General features: G+C 65.3%; 18 protein-coding genes and 1 tRNA gene. 9 read left to right on the top strand and 10 right to left on the bottom strand.

What is annotated here, in order from left to right; all coding sequences use genetic code 11:
• The 3 genes from GGD62_RS12450 to GGD62_RS12440 all read left to right on the top strand — a co-directional run bounded on the left by GGD62_RS12450 (position 1) and on the right by GGD62_RS12440 (position 2,369).
• Entirely contained in the window at positions 1–693 is a 693-nt protein-coding gene (locus GGD62_RS12450) for an amino acid ABC transporter permease (RefSeq protein ID WP_183708669.1), read from the top strand.
• Positions 694–701: 8 nt separating this feature from the next.
• Positions 702–1,433, top strand: coding sequence for an amino acid ABC transporter ATP-binding protein (locus GGD62_RS12445; RefSeq protein WP_183708667.1), 732 nt, complete (start codon positions 702–704; stop codon positions 1,431–1,433).
• Between the two features lie 150 nt (positions 1,434–1,583).
• Positions 1,584–2,369, top strand: a complete 786-nt coding sequence (locus GGD62_RS12440) for an SDR family oxidoreductase (RefSeq protein ID WP_183708664.1) — start codon at positions 1,584–1,586, stop codon at positions 2,367–2,369.
• Positions 2,370–2,449: 80 nt separating this feature from the next.
• Here the strand turns inward: GGD62_RS12440 and GGD62_RS12435 are convergent, their stop codons facing one another.
• Both GGD62_RS12435 and GGD62_RS12430 read right to left on the bottom strand, forming a co-directional pair.
• A complete protein-coding gene (locus tag GGD62_RS12435) occupies positions 2,450–2,665 on the bottom strand; it encodes a cysteine rich repeat-containing protein (RefSeq protein ID WP_018318984.1) in 216 nt (71 codons plus the stop codon).
• Between the two features lie 171 nt (positions 2,666–2,836).
• Positions 2,837–3,160 carry a hypothetical protein gene (locus GGD62_RS12430; protein WP_183708663.1) on the bottom strand — a complete coding sequence of 108 codons (324 nt, stop codon included), beginning with the start codon at positions 3,158–3,160 and terminating at the stop codon, positions 2,837–2,839.
• Positions 3,161–3,413: 253 nt separating this feature from the next.
• On the opposite strand from GGD62_RS12430, the gene GGD62_RS12425 reads away from it, so the two are divergent.
• A complete protein-coding gene (locus GGD62_RS12425; RefSeq protein ID WP_092261497.1) occupies positions 3,414–4,469 on the top strand; it encodes a polysaccharide deacetylase family protein in 1,056 nt (351 codons plus the stop codon).
• Between the two features lie 73 nt (positions 4,470–4,542).
• Here GGD62_RS12425 and GGD62_RS12420 read toward each other — a convergent pair whose 3' ends face one another.
• The 6 genes from GGD62_RS12420 to GGD62_RS12395 form a co-directional block, all read right to left on the bottom strand.
• Entirely contained in the window at positions 4,543–4,944 is a 402-nt protein-coding gene (locus tag GGD62_RS12420) for a hypothetical protein (RefSeq protein WP_183708662.1), read from the bottom strand.
• A 108-nt stretch (positions 4,945–5,052) separates the two neighbouring features.
• The gene (locus GGD62_RS12415; RefSeq protein ID WP_183708661.1) at positions 5,053–6,699 is read right to left on the bottom strand and encodes a hypothetical protein; all 1,647 of its coding nucleotides are present in this window, start codon (positions 6,697–6,699) and stop codon (positions 5,053–5,055) included.
• A gap of 127 nt (positions 6,700–6,826) precedes the next feature.
• Positions 6,827–6,902 (bottom strand) — tRNA-Thr (locus tag GGD62_RS12410).
• Positions 6,903–7,002: 100 nt separating this feature from the next.
• Positions 7,003–8,751, bottom strand: a complete 1,749-nt coding sequence (locus tag GGD62_RS12405; protein WP_183708660.1) for a heme biosynthesis protein HemY — start codon at positions 8,749–8,751, stop codon at positions 7,003–7,005.
• Between the two features lie 36 nt (positions 8,752–8,787).
• Positions 8,788–9,999: a COG4223 family protein gene (locus tag GGD62_RS12400; protein WP_183236499.1), complete on the bottom strand. Its 1,212-nt coding sequence runs from the start codon at positions 9,997–9,999 to the stop codon at positions 8,788–8,790.
• Between the two features lie 65 nt (positions 10,000–10,064).
• Positions 10,065–10,811: a uroporphyrinogen-III synthase gene (locus GGD62_RS12395; RefSeq protein ID WP_092261502.1), complete on the bottom strand. Its 747-nt coding sequence runs from the start codon at positions 10,809–10,811 to the stop codon at positions 10,065–10,067.
• Between the two features lie 150 nt (positions 10,812–10,961).
• Here GGD62_RS12395 and tsaD point away from each other — a divergent pair, with 150 nt between their 5' ends.
• From tsaD to GGD62_RS12380, 3 genes are read left to right on the top strand one after another with little or no spacing between them, the layout of a single operon-like run.
• The gene (gene tsaD / locus GGD62_RS12390; RefSeq protein ID WP_183708659.1) at positions 10,962–12,035 is read left to right on the top strand and encodes a tRNA (adenosine(37)-N6)-threonylcarbamoyltransferase complex transferase subunit TsaD; all 1,074 of its coding nucleotides are present in this window, start codon (positions 10,962–10,964) and stop codon (positions 12,033–12,035) included.
• Between the two features lie 2 nt (positions 12,036–12,037).
• Complete coding sequence (locus tag GGD62_RS12385) at positions 12,038–13,018, top strand: NAD(P)H-dependent glycerol-3-phosphate dehydrogenase (RefSeq protein WP_183708658.1); 981 nt, start codon at positions 12,038–12,040, stop codon at positions 13,016–13,018.
• A 2-nt stretch (positions 13,019–13,020) separates the two neighbouring features.
• Positions 13,021–13,434 (top strand): EVE domain-containing protein, encoded by a 414-nt coding sequence (locus GGD62_RS12380; protein ID WP_183708657.1) that lies wholly within the window; start codon positions 13,021–13,023, stop codon positions 13,432–13,434.
• 89 nt (positions 13,435–13,523) lie between these two features.
• Here the strand turns inward: GGD62_RS12380 and GGD62_RS12375 are convergent, their stop codons facing one another.
• Complete coding sequence (locus GGD62_RS12375; protein WP_183708656.1) at positions 13,524–14,618, bottom strand: adenylate/guanylate cyclase domain-containing protein; 1,095 nt, start codon at positions 14,616–14,618, stop codon at positions 13,524–13,526.
• Positions 14,619–14,719: 101 nt separating this feature from the next.
• On the opposite strand from GGD62_RS12375, the gene GGD62_RS12370 reads away from it, so the two are divergent.
• Entirely contained in the window at positions 14,720–15,175 is a 456-nt protein-coding gene (locus GGD62_RS12370) for an SRPBCC domain-containing protein (RefSeq protein ID WP_018323601.1), read from the top strand.
• A 113-nt stretch (positions 15,176–15,288) separates the two neighbouring features.
• Here the strand turns inward: GGD62_RS12370 and GGD62_RS12365 are convergent, their stop codons facing one another.
• Positions 15,289–16,458: a DNA topoisomerase IB gene (locus GGD62_RS12365; protein ID WP_183708654.1), complete on the bottom strand. Its 1,170-nt coding sequence runs from the start codon at positions 16,456–16,458 to the stop codon at positions 15,289–15,291.
• A 401-nt stretch (positions 16,459–16,859) separates the two neighbouring features.
• On the opposite strand from GGD62_RS12365, the gene acs reads away from it, so the two are divergent.
• Complete coding sequence (acs, locus tag GGD62_RS12360; protein WP_179732414.1) at positions 16,860–18,806, top strand: acetate--CoA ligase; 1,947 nt, start codon at positions 16,860–16,862, stop codon at positions 18,804–18,806.
• Positions 18,807–18,893 lie beyond the last annotated feature (87 nt).

Raw genomic sequence — 18,893 nt, 5'->3', positions numbered from 1 at the left:
ATGCTCGCAAATCTGGATTTCGACGTCATCCGCCGCGCCCTGCCGTATCTGTTCTACGAGGGGATGACCTTCACGCTCATGCTGACGGCATTCTCAGCCCTAGGTGGACTGATTTTCGGCACCGCCATCGCCCTGATGCGGTTGTCCGGTCGCGCGCCGCTCGGACGTATCGCGGGCCTCTATGTCGACTTCATGAGGTCGCTGCCGCTGGTACTCGTCATCTTCTGGTTCTATTTCCTGGTCCCGTACATTGGCCAATGGGTGACCGGCGCCTCGCGCCCGATCAGCATCGGCGCGTTCGCGTCCTCGCTTACCACATTCATCATGTTCGAGGCCGCATATTTCTCCGAGATCATGCGGGCTGGAATCCAGTCGATCTCGCGCGGACAGCCGGCAGCTGCAAGTGCGCTCGGCCTGACCTATGCCCAAAGCATGCGGTACGTCGTTCTGCCGCAAGCTTTCCGGAACATGCTCCCGGTTCTTCTGACCCAGACCATCGTGCTGTTCCAGGACACGTCGCTGGTCTACGTGCTTTCGATTCCGGACTTTCTCGGTGCTGCGAGCAAGGTCGCACAACGCGATGGCCGGCTGGTCGAAATGTATCTGTTCGCAGCAATCGTCTACTTCGTCATCTCCTGCGTCGCATCCTTTGGCGTCCGCCGCCTGCAGTCGCGCATTGCCATCATTCGATAGAGCCAATCATGATCGAAATCAGACGCGTCGATAAATGGTACGGCACCACCTTTCAGGTGCTCAAGAATTGCACCACGAACGTCGCCAAGGGCGAGGTGGTCGTGGTCTGCGGTCCCTCCGGTTCGGGGAAATCCACGCTAATCAAGTGCGTCAACGCCCTAGAGCCTTTCCAGGGCGGCGACATCATAATCGATGGAACGAACGTCAATGATGCCAAGACCAACCTGCCGAAGCTCCGATCGCGCGTCGGCATGGTCTTCCAACATTTCGAACTTTTCCCTCACCTCAAGATCATCGACAATCTCTGCCTGGCTCAGGAAAAGGTGCTGGCCAGATCGCATGAAAAGGCGGTGGTGAAGGGTATGGCTCTGTTGGATCGTGTCGGCCTGAAGGAGCACGCGCAGAAATTCCCGGCCCAACTCTCCGGCGGCCAGCAGCAGCGCGTGGCTATCGCACGCGCGCTGGCAATGGATCCAATCGCCATGCTGTTCGACGAGCCGACCTCTGCGCTTGATCCTGAGATGATCAGCGAAGTGCTCGACGTCATGGTGGACCTCGCACGTGAAGGTATGACCATGATGGTGGTGACCCACGAAATGGGATTTGCCCGAAAGGTAGCCAATCGAGTGATCTTCATGGATCGCGGCGAAATCGTCGAAGACGCGGACAAGGCTGACTTCTTTGATAAGCCGCGGAGCGATCGCGCGCAGAAGTTTCTGTCGAAGATACTCTCTCACTGATCGAGCAATCTTGGCTGTGAATTTGCGCACCAAGCTCGCGTGGGTTCCTGTCGCGGGTCCAGCGTCTGCCGCGATCGCGTGGTCAGATCATCCGGCGAATATTGGCTCAACTAATCAAACTAACTTCAACCAAGCCGAAGGATAATCGAAATGGATTTGGGTCTAGCGGGAAAAACCGCACTCATATTGGGCGCCGGCGGTGGCCTCGGCGGTGCGATCGCGAGCGCCTTGGCTCATGAGGGTGTTCGCGTGGCGCTCGGCGATATTGATGTGGCGGCTCTCGAGCAGCGGAGAGCCGCGATCTTGCGCGAGAACGGTGCAAGCCTGGCACTACCCTGGAATCTTGCCGATCTTTCGGCTATCGACCGGAACGTCAGTGCGATCGAGAAGGCGTTCGGCCCGGTGGACATTCTCGTCAACAACACCGGTGGCCCGCCGCCGACGCCTGCTGCCGGTCAAGACCCGGCGCTTTGGTCGTCCAATTTCCATTCCATGGTGCTCTCGGTTGTTGCCTTGACTGACAGGGTTCTACCAGGCATGCGCGCGCGAAAATGGGGCCGGGTGATCACCAGTACTTCCTCAGGCGTCGTCTCGCCGATTCCGAACCTCGGCATTTCGAACGCGCTGCGGCTGTCGCTCGTCGGATGGTCGAAAACTCTCGCTCGGGAAGTTGGAGACGACGGCATTACCGCGAACATCGTGTTGCCTGGCCGCATTGCAACCAGTCGGATCCGCTTCCTGGACGAAACGAAAGCGAAGAAGGAGGGGCGGAGTGTCGACAAAGTCACCGAAGAGAGCGTGGCGTCGATTCCTCTTGGTCGTTACGGTCGGCCTGAAGAATATGCCGACGTCGTCACGTTCTTGGCGAGTGATCGAGCTAGCTACATCACGGGAAGCGTCATTCGCGTTGACGGCGGCTTGATCGCAAGCATATGACGATCAGGTAAGCGGCAGTTGGGAATGACCATGGACGCTCCGTAGGGCCCGAAATGTTGCGATCTAGGCCGGGACGACAATCACTGCCCGTGCTCGGTCAGCACCTTGTCGCAGCCTTTGCTCAGCTTCGTGCGGTGCTGCTTGAGGCAGGCGAGCACGGCGCCATCGCCATTGTTCATCACGGCACGGCAGAAGCGGGTGACGTCGCGCGCGCAGGCATCGTGGCCCGGCTGCTGCTGCGCGGATGCGACCGATGCGCCGAGCAGCAAAGGAAGAATGAAAAGAAATCTGGTCATCGCGTAATGCCTCTTACCCGGAAGAATGTGCGGGCGAAGCTAGTGCGACGATCCCTCAGCCGCAACGGCTTTATTGGCGGGCTGCATGGCGCCGCCGCGTGACCCCGGCTTGACGCCGGGGCGTATCGCGAGGGGAGCTAACCGACGCAACGATTGCAGTGTTGCGTGCTCTTACTGCTTGTCCTGGGCGTCAGCGACCTTGCGCGACGCGCCCTTGGCGAGATCCTTGTCCATCACCGCGCGGCAGCCAGCGCTGAGATCCAAGCGATGCTTCATCATGCACGCCGTGATCTTCGGGATGTTGGGGATTTCCGACGAGCACAGGCGGAAGGCGTCGCCGGTGCACTGCTGCTGCGCCTCGGCCGAGAAGGCGAAGCTCGAACTCGTCGCGACGAGTGAGACGATGGCGGCCAAGCCGAGCGCCAGGCTGGCGTCACGGAGACTGGCAGAGAAGGACTTGGTGTCAAGAGGCTTGGTGTCAAGAGACTTGGTCATTTGAAGCTCCCATTGGCACCGTCGCAACGGTGCCCGTTGTTGATGGGAACTACGATGCTCCAGCAAAACAGTTTCCACTGTGATGATGGTCACGGGCGGCACCCCGACTGTGACGTCGGTCACTTTGGCGCACCTCCCTGAAATTCCTCCACAACCGCCGTCGTGTTGGTGTCACGTTAACTGTTACTTCGCATTAATGGCTCGTCGCGCGGGAAATTCCGCCGGTTTGGTTGCGTAATTGGAAAGAGTAGCGATGCGTAATGCGTTGGGCCTGATGTTGGCCAGTGTAGTTGCGGCGGTCGTGATCGCCGCCGGCGGTTGGTTTTATTATTCCTCGCGCGCCGATCAGGCCGCTCCCAAGACAATTGCCGCCCGTGCCGCCGATCCATTGCCGGCACCGGCGAAGCTCGCCGCCAGGGATGACGTCGAGACCACCGCGACGATCGCGGCCAGGCCGACAACGGTTGCTCAGGCACCCGCGCCCGCCCCGGCCATGCCGGTTCAGCAGAAATCGACCTGCGCCAATCCGAACGCGCTGGGCGTCTCCCGCGTGGTCGAGATCGACACCACCGGCGGCCCCGGCTTCGGCTTCGACCATTTCAAGCAATTCGACTTCCTCACCGACAAGGAGGTCGTGCTGACCTTCGACGACGGTCCCTGGCCCGTGAACACGCCTAATGTGCTGAAGGCGCTGGCGGATGAATGCACCAAGGGCCTGTTCTTCTCGGTCGGCAAGCACGCGACCTATCATCCGGAAATCCTGCGCCAGGTGCTGGCCCAGGGCCACACGGTCGGCACGCACACCTGGTCGCACGTCAATCTGAACGGCAAGAAGATGACCGAGCAGATGGCCAAGGACGAGGTCGAAAAGGGCATCAGCGCGGTGAAATTCGCGCTTGGTGCCAACCCGGCGCCTTTCTTCCGCTTTCCGCAGCTCCAGCATAATCCGGCGATCGTGAGCTATTTCGGCACCCGCAACGTCGCGATGTTCTCGACCGACGTCGACTCCTTCGACTTCCGCAAGGGCGCGACGCCGGAAAAGATCATCGAGACGGTGATGACCCGGCTCGACAAGCTCGGCAAGGGCATCATCCTGATGCACGATTTCCAGAAGAATACCGGCATAGCCCTGCCGACGCTGCTCGCGCGGTTGAAGGCCGGCGGCTACAAGGTCGTGCAGATGAAGGCCAAGACGACGCTGCAGACGCTGCCGGAATATGACGAAGCGATCATGAAGGACATGAAGGTGCCGACCGCGAGCACGAACACGCGTCCGATCGGAAGCGTGGTGCAGACGGTCTCGCAGTAAACGCCATCTATCCAATCCAAAACTCTTGCGTCATGGCCGGGCTCGTCCCGGCCATTTGCTTTTGGCGAGCGGCTTACCAATAGATGCCGTGGCGGTGCAGCTCGCTGATGATGCGGCGCTCGGTCCAGCGCTTGGACCTCGGCTTGTCCGCCCTTGCCGTTTTCTTGGTGGCGGGCTTGGTTATCGCGACCGGCGCCGGGGTGGTCGTGGGCGTGGTCGCCGCCGGAGCGGTCGGAGTGGCCGTGGCGGCCGGCGCAGAGAGCGACACTGCCGGCGGACGATCGGAATATTTCGGCGCCTCGGTGGCCGGCGCAGCTTCGCTCGCCTGCGGCGTGGAGGTGGTCGCCGAGGTTGGCGTGGTCAGTGGAGCGGGAGCCTGGGCGCCTGCCGCGGACAGCGACAGGCTGCGGGAGCCGTCTGCCTGGGCAGAAGCGGAAGCCAGGACCATGGCGGCAACCAGAATGATCTTGCGCATGTGAAATCTCCCCGTGTTGGCGTACCCGGGACATTACGGGGAAGGTGTCCTGGGTTAAGTGATTGGCCTCACACAATCGCGGAGCAATTTCGAACCGGCCGGCTGCGATCAACACCCCCGCCGATAAACCCGCAGCGTCACGTCCGGAAAGCTCATGCTGTCGAGCAGGCAGACGCCCTTTTCCGCGTCCATGCGGGCGATGAGCTCATCGCCGACCCGCGGTCCGACCAGCGTATGCTGGATCGAGCTCGATACGACGAGGATATTCGACTGCAGAAGCGCTTCTGCGGTGGCCGCTGCCGTTCGATGCAGCATCTCGCCACGGACGACCAGATTCATCCGCGCCTGCGCCGCATACAACTGAATGGTCGCGGGCGTCACCGGATAGGGACTCGAAAAGCCGACGTAAAGCGGGACCGACGGCGGCGGTTTGACGTCGCGCAAAAGCGACCAGAGACGCTCGGTCGATGCGCGGATGCTGTCCTGCTGCTGTGCGCTCAGCGGCGTCGCCACGCTGAGCTGACCGATCACGACGTGCTTGACGAACAGCGCAAGGGCGATTGCAAGCGCAAGCACCCGGCCCGCCGTCAGCAGATCGCGACGAATCTTCGTCGCAAGGGCCGTGCGCGCAAGCAGCGATTCCATGGACGCCATGCTGGCGCAGCCATTGAGGACCATCGCGACGATGAACACGCCGTAGAACATTGCGCCGAAAAAGTAGGTCTTGATCTCGGCAACGGACGGAATGGCGTAGGCAATCAGCACGGTCGCGAGCAGAACGACCGCATCCAGCACCGCGGCCGAGCCCTGGATCGCAGCGAGCACGAAGCGCAGCAGCATCAAGGCCAACCCGATGGCGAGCCAATAGTGCAGGCCGAACTGTCCCTCTCCACCGATGGAGAAACGTAGCAGCCCGGGCCAGAATCCTTCGCCCGTCGTCCAGAGGTCGCGCTGGCCGACGAACACCATGAGGATGTAGGTGACGGTCTCGACCAATGCGGGTCCGATCAGCACGGCCGTGGTCGCGATCAACGGCAGCACAAACCACGCGAGCGCGCCGAGCGCAGTCCTGATCGACAGGCGCAATCCGCCGGCCTGGATGCAATCGACGACCAGCCGGATCGCGAATGCACTGCCGAGCAGAGCAAGCGCAGCCGGGAACGATGTCGGCTTGATGCAGGCGGCGAGTGCGCAGGCAACGCCGAGGCCAGCCAGCGACCGGGCGCTGCGCCGGAGCACGCCGCGGTAGACGATGGCACCGGCGGCAAGGCCGACGGTAAGTCCCGAGGGCAGATCGGGACGCGCCTCGGTAATCGTGTGCCACAGCACCGGCACGCACAATGCTGCGACCAGACACGATGCGATCTCGAGGACCGGCCGTCGCCGAACCAGCCAGATGATCCCGAGCAGGAAGCCGAAGACGATCACGGCATGAACGAGATAGGGACCGACATAGCTTCCGGGAAACGACCAAAAACCGGTGGCCGCCACCAGCGTCGAAAACGGCGCATGGTGATGCAGCAAGTCCCAGACGCTGCCGGCGACGCCGCGGCTTCCAAAGGCATTCACCCATCTGACCGCGTCTTCGAAATAGGCGACGTCGTCATAGAGCGGGGGAACGGACAGCCGGCTGTGCAGCCGCGACGCGTCGAGCGATTTGGAGGCGACGATGGCGGTGATCAGCGCCGCTGGGATGACGAGACCGGGCAGCCGGACCCAGTCGCTCCGATCCGCGGCCCCGGTTCCGTTCGCCATGCCCTGCCTGCCCCAACGCCCACACACCAGCCAGGCAGCATCGTAAGGACACCGGCATCGCGCGCAATGCGCCGGATGCAATGGCCGGGACCTAGGCTTGCGCTTCTTGGATCGGACACTTGAGCGCTGGTGCCGCAAGAGGGATTCGAACCCCCGACCCCGTCATTACGAATGACGTGCTCTACCAACTGAGCTATTGCGGCGAACCCTGCCGGGGCCAAGGCGATGCCGGCCCCGATACGCGCGCTCCTGATATCGGGCATGGCCCGAATTGGCAAGGACAAGCCGGGTTCGAAATGCGGCTCAGGCGCCCCAGCGGGACCAGAATCCGCGCCAGCCGCCGGCCTGGGCCTTGGGTGTACCGATTTGTTCCGTAAATTCATCACTCGGACCCTCGTCATCGATCCCGGGATCGTCGGGGGCCCGGACGATCGGAATGACCGCGGGAATCGGCGCTGGCGCGGGTTTGCCGAGGTCGGCGCGGCTCCGGAACACCGGTGTCGCCGCCGGCGGCGGTGATTCGGCGGGCTCCGGGGCCGGTTGGACCGGTTCGGCGGTCACAACGGCCGGCTCTTCTTTGGCCATCGGGGGCGAATTGTCCTGCGCGGCCGGCACTGGCGCCGGTGCTGGTGCCGGTGCTGTCGCGGGCGGTTCCGCCGGGCGTTCGCTGGGAGCCACCGTCACCCGCTTCGGCGGCGGGGCCGCCAGCATGGCCTCCTCGAAGGCCGAGGATTCGATCGTGGTCCCCTTGTCCGAAGGCAGGCTCGCGACCGGGGTCTGCCACTGGAACGCATCGAGCCGGCCGGTGACCGGCGAGACCGGGCGCCAGCGGTCGCTAACGTAGCCGTCCGCAGTCCAGGCCGGATCGTGACGGGCGCGCACCGCCCGCAGGGTCCACGCGCGGGCGCGGCCGCTATCGCCATGCTCGGCACGCTCGATCTCGGCCATCAGCAGCGCGACGCGCTGGGTCGGATCGCTGAGATAAGGCGCGAGCACTTCGCGCGCGCGGGCGAACTCGGAGGCGTCGATCGCGGCACGCGCGATCGCGAGCTGGCCCTCGATATGGCCGGGCTTGTCGGCAGGCGTCTTCGCCGCGAGCGTCTCGACCCGCTGCAAGCGGTGCCAGGCGGTATCGCCGAGCTTCACATGGGCATAGGCATCCGCGAGATCCGGATGCGGATTGGCGAGCCAGGCAGCTTCCACCCGCTTCATGGCGCGGCGCACCTGATGTGCCTCGCTGTCGAATTTTGCCGCAAGCACGGCCGCGGGCACCAAGGTTGGCGCAAGCTTCACCGCCTCCATCACGCTCTCGCGCGCGACGTCGCGGTCCATCGTCTGCAATTCGAGCGCGCGCGCCGTGAGCAACACACCGCGCTGCCGGCGATAGGCCTGCTTGTCGATCAGGCCTGCGGACAAATTCGAATCGAGGATCGCGAGCGCGCCGCTCCAGTCGCCGCGCGCGCAGCGGAAGCCGAGCACCGCTTGCGAGGCCCAGGTCGAGGACGGCGACAGCTTGATCGCTTCCTCCGCGATCATCACGGCGCCGACCGCATCGTCGGCGCGCTGCGCCTCGATGAACAGGCCGCGCAGGCCGAGCAGGCGCGTGTCCTCGCGCTCGGCCATGGCGCGGAAGACGCGCTGCGCCTCGTCGCGATTGCCTTCGAGCTGCGCCGACTGCGCATGCAGGAGCAGCGCGAGCGGATCATTCGGCGCATGCCGCCGCGCCGTTTCCGCGTGCCGGCGGGCGAGTGCGGTATCACCATGACCGATCGCGAGCAGGCCGTGGGTGATGGCGTGGCGGCCCCGCGCGTGGCGCTTGTCGTGGCGGCGGCGGCGCAGACGCCCCGGCGTGCGCCAGATCGTCGTCACGATGCTCCAGACCAGCACGACGGCCGCGGCAAACAGGCCAAGCAGGAACACGAATTTGGGAAGCGTGGTCGAGGCGCGGAAACTGCCCGCAGTCAGGACGAGATCGCCGGGCTGGTCGGCAACCCAGGCCGCGCCGGCCGCCGCCAGCGCGATCAGGACAAGGAAGAGGACGATGCGAAGCATGGCGATCCCTATACGCGCTTAGTATTGCGCGAAGCTTTATTGAGCAGGCTTGACGAGATCCGCCATGGCATCGTCGGCGAACTTGCGGGAAGCGGCGAGCGCAGCGTCGCGGGCATCGGCCTTGTCGAGCCAGGCCTGCGCCGGCGCACGATCGGCCTCGGCCAGCGTCTTGAGCTCGCGCCGCGCTTCCACGAAATCATTGCGAAGCGCCGCCGCCGTCACCCGTGCGACGATGGCGCCACGATCGTTGCCGACCCCGTCGGTGCGCTCGATGCGGACCAGCTTTGAGGCTCCTGCCTGGAGACGCTCGACGATGCCCGTGCCGCTGGTCTGGGCTTCCGCCGGCGGCGACAGCTTCGGCACGATGTTGAGCAGCTCGCGGCTCAGCGCCACCGGCGTCGGGATACCTGACGCGGCAAAGGTGTCGAGCGGCTTCAGCATATCGGGCTTTGTCACCATCGCCCGCGCTGCGGCCAATTGCGACTCGTAAGCATCGCCGTGACGAACGGCGACGTCGAGCAGGGCCGCCGCCACCACATGGCGCAGCGGCTTGTCGTCCAACGTCTTCGCATCGGCGATCTTCTCGCCCTGCTGCGCGAGCTCGGCACGTTCGGCCTTGCTGGCGCGCTCGAGCTGGGCGATGCGGTCGCTCAGAGCGGCGAGGTCGGGTGCGGCAGCGCGGGGGGCGGATTTCGCATCGTTCAATGTGCTCGCGGTCTTGTCGAACTGCGTACGCAGATTGGCGACGTCGCTGCGCAAGCCGCTCGCGGATTTCTCCAGCGCGTCGATCCGCGCCGCCATGGCCGGATCGGCGACGGGCTTGCCGGCCTTGGCTTCAACTGCCGCAACGCGACCGCTCAGCGCATCGACCGTCGCGCTCGTGACTTGCGGGGTGGCCGGCGGTGCCTGCACGGCGGGCCAGCCCAGCATCCAGCCGACCGCGATCACGACCGCCGCCGCGACAGCGCCGGAGAACGGCGCGATGACCCAGGGCGACATCGGCGCAGACACGGGAGCCGGCGCAACCGCGGCCTGCGGTTCGGTCCGCTCCGGCTCTGCGTCAACCTGGTCGGATTTTGCCTGCTCAGGCTCGGCGTGCTCCGGCGCCGGCGGTGCCTCGGGCTCGACTGCCGGCTCCTGCGGCTGGGTCGAGACTTCGGTGGCTTCGAGGTCGATGGTGGGCGGAGTGCGCTTGGCACGGCCGGACTCAGGAGCCAATCCTGCGTCTTCAGGCTTGTCGTCGGCCATCGTGACGGTTCCTCACACTTCCATACGCGGGACGGACCCGATTACGTCGGATTCGGCTCGACCTCTTACGCCAAACGGGTGCGTAACGCACGCTCCAAGGTGGTAAATAAGGCATTTTCGTCCGGTGTCGCAGCCACCAGAACCTGCGACGCGCCGGCATCACGCAGCACGCTGGCCACCGTCTCGGACAGGCAGCATTGCGGTATGGCCAGCGCCGAGATTTCGACGCCTTCGTCCCTGGCCGCATCCAGGAACGCCCGGGCGCTGCGCCGGGAGTAGTGCAGCACCGCCTCGACGCCGTGGGCGGCAAAGCCCTCGCAGACCTCGCGCGGCAGATGCTTGACCGGCGCCATGCGATAGGTCGTCTGCGTGACCACGCTAAACCCCTCCGCACCGAGCTCGCCGCCGAGGTCGCGCGACAGATCCGCGCCTGCGAGATACAGCAGCGTGCTCTTTTTCTTCAGCACCTTGTCGCGCGCGCTCTGCATCACCTTGTCGCGCAAGGACGCGGCATCGCCGCCGGCGACGATCACCTCGGCAAAGCCGGCGTCGCGCGCCGCAGCAGCCGTATGCTCGCCGACCGCAAACAACGGCAGCTCCAACAGACCAAGATCCCGCAATTGTGGCGCGACGGCACGGATCGCGTTGGCCGATGTGACGAGGATGGCACCGTAGGGAGCTTCACTCTCGTCATGGAAGGCGACCGGCTCGAACTTGAGCACCGGCGCAAGCAGCACCGCAAGGCCCCGCGCACGCAGGCTTTCCGCCGTCGCCTCATTGTCGGGATGCGGCCGTGTGACAAGGATGGACATCGCTGGTGTTCCCGGACCAATTGGCGGCGACGCATTCGTGAGGAAGCCGCGCGTCGCGATTGCGCAATCTGGCCCCGGAATGCTACCGGACGTACCAGAACTCTGCTTTACGGATGAGCGCAAGGGCGCAAATTGGATAACAATTCGCCAATGCTGGTACTGGGCATTGAAACCACCTGCGACGAGACCGCCGCGGCGGTGGTCGAACGCTCGCCTGACGGCAGCGGCAAGATCCTGTCCAACATCGTGCGGTCGCAAATCGAGGAGCACGCCCGCTTCGGCGGCGTGGTGCCGGAGATCGCCGCCCGCGCCCATGTCGACCTGCTCGATGGCATCATCGAGCGCGCGATGCAGGAGGCCGGCGTCGGCTTCGCTCAGCTGGGCGGTGTTGCTGCCGCTGCGGGGCCGGGCCTGATCGGCGGCGTCATCGTCGGGCTCACCACCGCGAAGGCGATCGCGATGGTGCACGACACGCCGCTGGTCGCGGTGAACCATCTGGAGGCGCACGCGCTGACGCCGCGCCTCACCGACGGAATCGAATTTCCCTACTGCCTGTTCCTCGCCTCGGGTGGCCATACCCAGATCGTCGCGGTCACCGGCGTCGGCCAGTATGTACGGCTCGGCACCACCGTCGACGATGCGATCGGCGAGGCCTTCGACAAGGTCGCGAAGATGCTGGGCCTGCCCTATCCCGGCGGGCCGCAGGTCGAGCGCGCGGCGGCAAGCGGCGATGCCACGCGCTTTGCGTTTCCGCGGCCGATGCAAGGGCGTCCCGACGCCAATTTCTCGCTGTCGGGATTGAAGACGGCAGTGCGCACCGAAGCGAGCCGGCTGGCCGAGATCACGCCGCAGGACATCAGTGATCTCTGCGCGAGCTTTCAGGCCGCCGTGCTGGATTCGACCGCCGACCGGTTGAGCGTCGGCCTCAGGCTGTTCCGCGAAAAATTCGGCGCGCCGCGCGCCCTGGTCGCGGCCGGCGGCGTCGCCGCCAATCAGGCGATCCGCGGCGCCCTCGATGCCGTCGCGCAGCAAGCCGGGACCCAGCTGATCATGCCGCCGCCGGCGCTCTGCACCGACAACGGCGCGATGATCGCCTGGGCCGGTGCCGAACGCCTCGCGCTCGGCCTGACCGACACGATGGAAGCGCAGCCCCGCGCGCGCTGGCTGCTCGACGCCAACGCAACGGCACCGGCGGGCTACGGCAAGACCCGGGCGGGATACTAGCCATGACTGCATTCCAATCCGTCGCGGTGATCGGGGCAGGCGCCTGGGGCACGGCGCTGGCGACCGTGGCGGCGCGGGCGGGAAGGAGCGTCACGCTCTGGGCACGCAATGCCGAGCATGCCGCGCGGATCGCCTCGACACGCGATAATCCGCGCCTGCCCGGGGTGCGGCTCGCGGCGGAGATCGTCGTGACCAGCGATCTGGCGCTCACCGCGCACGCCGACATGTTGCTGATCGCAACACCTGCGCAGCATATGCGTGGCGCCGTCAACATGCTGGCCTCGCATTTGACAGGGCCGGTGCCGATCGTCGCCTGCGCCAAGGGCATCGAGCACGGCACCCACAAATTCATGACCGACGTGATCGCGGAGGCCGCGCCGCACGCCCAGCCCGCGATCCTGTCGGGTCCAAGCTTTGCCGACGATGTCGCGCGCGGCTTGCCCACGGCGGTGACGCTGGCGGCAGGCGATGAGACGTTGGCGCGCGCACTGGTGCAGGCGCTGGGCTCGCCGACGTTCCGTCCCTATCACTCCACGGACATTCGCGGCGTCGAGATCGGCGGCGCGGCCAAGAACGTGCTTGCAATCGCAGTCGGCATCGCGGTCGGGCGCAAGCTCGGCGCCTCCGCCCAGGCTGCCCTGACGACCCGCGGCTTTGCCGAGCTGACGCGCCTCGGCCGTGCGCTCGGCGCACGCAGCGAGACACTCGCCGGCCTCTCCGGTCTTGGCGATTTGATCCTGACCTGCGCGAGCCCGCAGTCACGCAACTTCGCCCTTGGCCTTGCACTCGGCCGCGGCGAGCAACCGCCTGCCGGCAAGCTTGCCGAGGGTGAGTTCACCGCGCCGGTGCTGATTGAATTCGCAGCTTCGCAGGGCATCGAGCTGCCGGTATCAGAAGCGGTCGCGTCGATCCTGAGCGGCCGAAGCACGATCGACGCGGCTATCTCGGGGCTGCTGACGCGCCCCTTCAAGTCAGAGGAATAAACATGGCGTACTGGCTGGTGAAATCCGAACCATCGGTGTGGTCCTGGGACCAGCAAGTGGCGAAGGCCGCCAAGGGCGAGGCCTGGACCGGGGTGCGCAATTACACCGCGCGCCAGAACCTTGTCGCCATGAAGAAGGGCGACAAGGCGTTCTTCTATCATTCCAACGAGGGCAAGGAGATCGTCGGCATCGCGGAGATCATCAAGGAGGCCTATCCCGATCCGACCGACAAGACCGATAAATTCGTCTGCGTCGACATCAAGGCCGACAAGCCGTTGAAGACGCCGGTGACGATGGCCACGATCAAGGCCGAGAAGAAGCTGGCCGACATGGCGCTGGTGAAATATTCGCGCCTGTCGGTGCAGCCGGTGACAGCGGAGGAGTGGAAGCTCGTCTGCAAGATGGGCGGGATGTAGGCGCTGCCGTAGCCCGGATGGAGCGCAGCGAAATCCGGGACAGTCTTTCCGTATGCACCGATCCCGGATTACGCTGCGCTCCATCCGGGCTACGATGTCCGGTTCTGCATCTCCGGCAGCGCAAACACCTCGCATGGCGCAGCAATGCCGCGCAGCGAATGCGATCCGAGCGCGACCAGCGGCATGTCCGTTTCCGCGGCGAGCGCTCCCGACACCAGCACGGCCCGCCCCAGCGGCTTGCACAATCCTTCGAGCCGGCTGGCGAGATTGACAGCGGGACCGATCGCCGTGAAGTCGAGCCGGTTGGCGGCGCCGATATTGCCCCACAGCATCTCGCCCAGATGGAGCGCAGCGCCGAATGCCAGCGGCGGCAACCGTTGAGCGCCGCGCTCCTTGTTGAGATAGACCATGCCGGCCTCCGCCGCGCCTGCGGCACGCAGGGCGGCCTCGCAGGCCCGGCGGGGCGATGCATCGACCACCGGAAAGATCGCGAGCACGCCGTCGCCGATGAATTTCAGCACTTCGCCGCCGAAGGCGTGAACGGCACCGGCGATGCGGTCGAACCAGGCATCGAGCGCGGCGATGACCTGTGCAGGCGGTGAGGTTTCCGACAACGTCGTGAAGTTGCGGAGGTCTGCATAGAGCAGCGCGGCCTGAATGGTCTCGCCGAGATCGCGGCGCAGAGGTGCCGCCAGCACCCGCTCCGCGCTGCGCTTGCCGAGATATGCGTCTAACGTCGCGCGCAGCGTGGCGCGCGCGGCGAGCACGGCGAGGGGCGTCGCTGCAAAACGCGCGGCCTGGCGCAATTGCCCGATGTCGTCGGCAGTGAAGGGACGCGGCCCGATCCAACAAAGCTGCGGCCCATCGGGCCGCCCGATGACGTCTTCGTGGACCTCGCCCCGCGCGATGTCGCGCAGCCAGCGGCGGCCGGCATCGTTGGGCGGATCGGGCGCCAATCCGCCGGGCGCGAAGCCGAGTGCTTCGATCACTTGGCCGCTGTCTGCACGCCACAGCCAGGTCCGCTTTGCGATCAGAGGATGCGGCACCTCCAGCGTCAGGGCGCCCGCCGCAAGCGGCACGCCGTCGGCGACCAGATGAGCGCCGAGTTCCGCAAGCAGGCGATCAGCTCCGGCGCTATCCGAGGCGGCATCGACGAGCCAGGCGAGGGTCGGGGAGAGCTGCATGGCTCGATCATGGCGAAGGCAGGCGGCCTTTGTCACGGGCAATCCTTGACGCGCCGCTTTGGCGACGCCATGTCCTGGTGTCAGCGAAGGGATGATCGCCGATGACCGAACCGTTCATAGTGCGACGCGAGACCCAGATCGCGGCACCACGTGCCACCGTTTTCGCCTACCTGACTGACCCCGAGAAAATCCTGAGCTGGATGGGCTCCGATGCCACCACGGAGCCGCATCCGGGCGGGCTCTATCTGCTCAAGGGCGTCGGCCCGCGCGGCGGCGTCGCCCGCGGCGCCTTCCGCGAGGTCGTGCCGGTGCATCGTCTGGCCTACACGTTCGGATGGGAAGGCGGCCAGGAAGTACCGCCCGGCTCAAGCCTAATCGAGATCGACCTGATCGAGCGTGACGGCGGCACGCTGCTGCGCATGACCCATAGCGGCCTGCCGAGCGAAGCGCAGGCCGCCGCGCACGCGACGGGGTGGGCGCATTATATGGAACGGCTCACGACCGCAGCCGCAGGCGGCGATCCCGGTCCGGACATGGGTGTGTCAGATAAGAAGTAGCTCTCGTAGGGTGGGCAAAGGCGCGCTCTTCGCGCCGTGCCCACCACCTTTCACCATGAGCAAATGGTGGGCACGCTTGCGCTTTGCCCACCCTACGGCAGCGCGACGTGTCGTTACACCGCGGCGGTCGCCACCACCTGCGCCAGCAACTGCTCGCGCCTCGCCTGCGAGCGCTGGCCCTTCATGGTCGCGGCGAAGCGCTCGAGGATGCCGTCCTCGAACGCCGTGACGATGGTGTCGTGGACGTAGCTCTTGCGGCAGATCGCCGGCGTGTTGGAGAGCTTGTCGGCAGCGGCGCGGATTGCGTCCAGCACCTGCTTCTTGCGGCCGCGCTGGCTGGTCGCCGGCGTGATCCGCGACAGCGATTCCACGACGACGGCAGACGCCATCAGCGTACGGAAATCCTTCAGCGAAATCTTGATGCCGGCGATCTCGCGCAAGAAAGCGTTGACCTGCGTGGTGTTGACCGCGCGCACGATCCCGTAGGCATCGCGATACTGGAACATGCGCTTGCCGGGGACCTCCTGCAAAATGCCGATGGCGCGCACCAGCTTGGCCGCGTCGCACTCCTTGCGCACCGCCTTGCCGCCCTTCGCCTTGAAGGTCAGCACGAAGCAATCGTCCTCCAGCGTGACGTTGGACTTCAGCAGCGTGGTCGCACCGCGGGTGCCGTTGAGACGGGCATAGGATTCATTGCCGGGGCGGATCGCGGTGCGCGCGATCAGCTCGATCACGGCCGAGAGCGCGAATTCACGCGTCGGCTCGTCGCCCGACAGGAACGCCGAGACCTTGCGCCGGATTTTTGGCAGCGCGCCGACGAGCTTTTCCAGACGATGCGCCTTGCGGTGCTCGCGGACCTTCTCCCAATCGGCGTGATAGCGATATTGCAGCCGGCCCGCGGCATCGCGGCCCACGGCCTGGAGATGCGAGCTCGGATCGGACGAATAGCGCACCTCGCGATAGGCCGGCGGCACCGCCATGGCGTGCAGCCGGCGGATGGTGCGGGCGTCGCGGATATGTGCGCCATTGGGACGCACGAAGGAATAGCCCTTGCCGCGCCGGATGCGGCGAATGGTCAGCTCGTTCTGGTCGCCGAGCCGCAGGCCGAGCTCCCTGGCGAGCGCTTCGACCGTCGCCGCGGGCGCCGTGTCGAAGGCCTTCTTCGGGCTCGGACGCCTGAAAGGGGCCGGTTTCGGCCATTGTCCGAGGGCCTTGGCCAGCGCAATAGCTGCAGGATCGGCTGAAGCGGGCCGTATCGTCCCGAGATTCTGCTGATCCATCATAGCCTTATGCCTTAGCCCTGTCTGTTACCGGTCAATGCCGCTGTTCTTATTTTTGTTCCGAAGGGTCTCTTTGGACCCGGGTTGGCCATTTAGGGTGTTCCGAACCGTATTGCGAGTCCCGAATCAGTGAGAGGCGGTTTCCAAATACCTCTACTAATGCATGGGGCCCCTGCGCCGGCCTATTCCGCGGAGCTGGGTCAAGACCCCGAAAGCCGCCCGCCGGCTTGTTTCAGATCTGCGACAGTCGCAGCAGGCGGGCTTGATCCTCCGCATGGCCGGCCGCCCGCCGAAGGTCCAGCTTGTGCTCCTTGTCGGGCCCGGTTAGCCCGACGCATAATCAGTCAATGATCAAGTCGGCTCGCCGGTCGCCAGCGTTCGGCCTGCCGTATGTGGAGGGAAGCATGTCCGAGAAGATCTACGACGTCCCGGCGGAGTGGGCGAAGCGCGCCTGGATCGACCAGGCCAAGTACAAGGAGATGTACGCTCGCTCGATCTCGGACCCGAACGGTTTCTGGGCGGAGCAGGCCAAGCGCATCGACTGGATGCACGCGCCGACGAAAATCGAGAACGTCTCGTTCGCGCCCGGCAACATCTCGATCAAATGGTTCGAGGACGGCATCCTCAACGTCGCCTACAACTGCATCGACCGCCATCTCGCCAAGCGCGGCAATCAGACCGCGATCATCTGGGAAGGCGACGATCCCTCGCAGTCCAAGCACATCACCTATCAGGAGCTGCACGACGAGGTCTGCCGGATGGCCAACATCCTGCGCACCCGCAACGTCAAGAAGGGCGACCGCGTCACCATCTACCTGCCGATGATTCCGGAAGCGGCCTATGCGATGCTCGCCTGCGCGCGCATCGGCGCGATCCACTCCGTGGTGTTCGCGGGATTCTCGCCGGACAGCCTCGCCCAGCGCATCAATGACTGCAAATCCAAGGTCATCATCACCGCGGACGAAGGCCTGCGCGGCGGCAAGAAGGTGCCGTTGAAGGCCAACGTCGACGCCGCGCTCGCGAAGGCCGACGACGTTGACTGGGTCGTGGTGGTCAAGCGCACCGGCGGCAAGATCGACATGAACCCGACGCGCGACCTCTGGTATCACGAGGCAGCGGCGATGGTGACGACGGAATGCCCGGTCGAGCACATGCATGCCGAGGATCCGCTGTTCATCCTCTACACTTCAGGCTCGACCGGCCAGCCCAAGGGCGTGTTGCACACCTCCGCCGGCTATCTCGTGTTCGCCTCGATGACGCATCAATACGTCTTCGATTATCACGACGGCGACATCTACTGGTGCACCGCCGATGTCGGCTGGGTCACCGGCCACAGCTACATCCTCTACGGGCCGCTCGCCAATGGCGCGACCACGCTGATGTTCGAAGGCGTGCCGAATTACCCGGATAATTCCAGGTTCTGGAACGTCATCGACAAGCACAAGGTCAACATCTTCTACACCGCACCGACCGCGATCCGCGCGCTGATGCAGTCCGGCGACGAACCGGTGAAGAAGACATCGCGCGCCTCGCTCCGCCTGCTCGGCTCGGTCGGCGAGCCGATCAATCCGGAAGCGTGGGAGTGGTATCACCGCGTCGTCGGCGACGACCGCTGCCCGATCGTCGACACCTGGTGGCAGACCGAGACCGGCGGCATCCTGATCACGCCGCTGCCGGGCGCGACCAAGCTCAAGCCGGGCTCGGCGACGCAGCCGTTCTTCGGCGTGGCGCCTGAGATCGTCGACGCCGACGGCAAGGTGCTGGACGGCGAGACCTCGGGCAATCTCTGCCTGACGCGGTCCTGGCCCGGCCAGATGCGCACGGTCTACGGCGATCACGCCCGCTTCGAGCAGACCTATTTCTCGACCTACAAGGGCAAGTACTTCACCGGCGACGGCTGCCGGCGTGATGCCGACGGCTATTACTGGATCACCGGCCGTGTCGACGACGTCATCAACGTGTCCGGCCATCGCATGGGCACCGCGGAAGTCGAGAGCGCGCTGGTGGCGCATGAGAAAGTCTCGGAGGCCGCGGTGGTCGGCTTCCCGCACGACATCAAGGGCCAGGGCATCTACGCCTACGTCACCCTGATGGCCGGCGTGCAGCCGACCGAGGATCTGCGCAAGGAGCTCGTCACCTGGGTTCGCAAGGAGATCGGCCCGATCGCATCCCCGGATCAGATCCAGTTCGCGCCGGGTCTGCCCAAGACCCGCTCCGGCAAGATCATGCGCCGCATCCTGCGCAAGATCGCCGAGGACGAACCGGGCAGCCTAGGCGATACCTCGACGCTGGCCGATCCCGCCGTGGTCGATGATCTCGTCAAGAACCGGCAGAACCGGAAGCCGGCGTAAGGCAAGCTCGTGCCCCGGACGCAGCGCAGCGCGCACTTCGCGGTGCGCTGCTGAGCCGGGGCCCATCGAGCCGCGCACGAAGAGAAG

The sequence above is a fragment of the Bradyrhizobium sp. ERR14 genome (assembly GCF_014198235.1).
GTDB lineage: Bacteria > Pseudomonadota > Alphaproteobacteria > Rhizobiales > Xanthobacteraceae > Bradyrhizobium.
Note: the sequence above shows the minus strand (reverse complement) of the source record. Positions and strands in the feature narration are given on the sequence as shown.

What these genes read in the sequence shown, in the direction of transcription:
- GGD62_RS12385 (WP_183708658.1), top strand. Translation starts at nt 12,038, where the DNA reads ATGACTGCATTCCAATCCGTCGCGGTGATCGGGGCAGGCGCCTGGGGC.
- GGD62_RS12400 (WP_183236499.1), bottom strand. Translation starts at nt 9,999, where the DNA reads ATGGCCGACGACAAGCCTGAAGACGCAGGATTGGCTCCTGAGTCCGGC.
- GGD62_RS12395 (WP_092261502.1), bottom strand. Translation starts at nt 10,811, where the DNA reads ATGTCCATCCTTGTCACACGGCCGCATCCCGACAATGAGGCGACGGCG.
- GGD62_RS12370 (WP_018323601.1), top strand. Translation starts at nt 14,720, where the DNA reads ATGACCGAACCGTTCATAGTGCGACGCGAGACCCAGATCGCGGCACCA.
- GGD62_RS12435 (WP_018318984.1), bottom strand. Translation starts at nt 2,665, where the DNA reads ATGACCAGATTTCTTTTCATTCTTCCTTTGCTGCTCGGCGCATCGGTC.
- GGD62_RS12445 (WP_183708667.1), top strand. Translation starts at nt 702, where the DNA reads ATGATCGAAATCAGACGCGTCGATAAATGGTACGGCACCACCTTTCAG.
- tsaD (WP_183708659.1), top strand. Translation starts at nt 10,962, where the DNA reads ATGCTGGTACTGGGCATTGAAACCACCTGCGACGAGACCGCCGCGGCG.
- GGD62_RS12380 (WP_183708657.1), top strand. Translation starts at nt 13,021, where the DNA reads ATGGCGTACTGGCTGGTGAAATCCGAACCATCGGTGTGGTCCTGGGAC.
- GGD62_RS12425 (WP_092261497.1), top strand. Translation starts at nt 3,414, where the DNA reads ATGCGTAATGCGTTGGGCCTGATGTTGGCCAGTGTAGTTGCGGCGGTC.
- GGD62_RS12415 (WP_183708661.1), bottom strand. Translation starts at nt 6,699, where the DNA reads ATGGCGAACGGAACCGGGGCCGCGGATCGGAGCGACTGGGTCCGGCTG.
- GGD62_RS12365 (WP_183708654.1), bottom strand. Translation starts at nt 16,458, where the DNA reads ATGATGGATCAGCAGAATCTCGGGACGATACGGCCCGCTTCAGCCGAT.
- GGD62_RS12375 (WP_183708656.1), bottom strand. Translation starts at nt 14,618, where the DNA reads ATGCAGCTCTCCCCGACCCTCGCCTGGCTCGTCGATGCCGCCTCGGAT.
- acs (WP_179732414.1), top strand. Translation starts at nt 16,860, where the DNA reads ATGTCCGAGAAGATCTACGACGTCCCGGCGGAGTGGGCGAAGCGCGCC.
- GGD62_RS12440 (WP_183708664.1), top strand. Translation starts at nt 1,584, where the DNA reads ATGGATTTGGGTCTAGCGGGAAAAACCGCACTCATATTGGGCGCCGGC.
- GGD62_RS12450 (WP_183708669.1), top strand. Translation starts at nt 1, where the DNA reads ATGCTCGCAAATCTGGATTTCGACGTCATCCGCCGCGCCCTGCCGTAT.
- GGD62_RS12420 (WP_183708662.1), bottom strand. Translation starts at nt 4,944, where the DNA reads ATGCGCAAGATCATTCTGGTTGCCGCCATGGTCCTGGCTTCCGCTTCT.
- GGD62_RS12430 (WP_183708663.1), bottom strand. Translation starts at nt 3,160, where the DNA reads ATGACCAAGTCTCTTGACACCAAGCCTCTTGACACCAAGTCCTTCTCT.
- GGD62_RS12405 (WP_183708660.1), bottom strand. Translation starts at nt 8,751, where the DNA reads ATGCTTCGCATCGTCCTCTTCCTTGTCCTGATCGCGCTGGCGGCGGCC.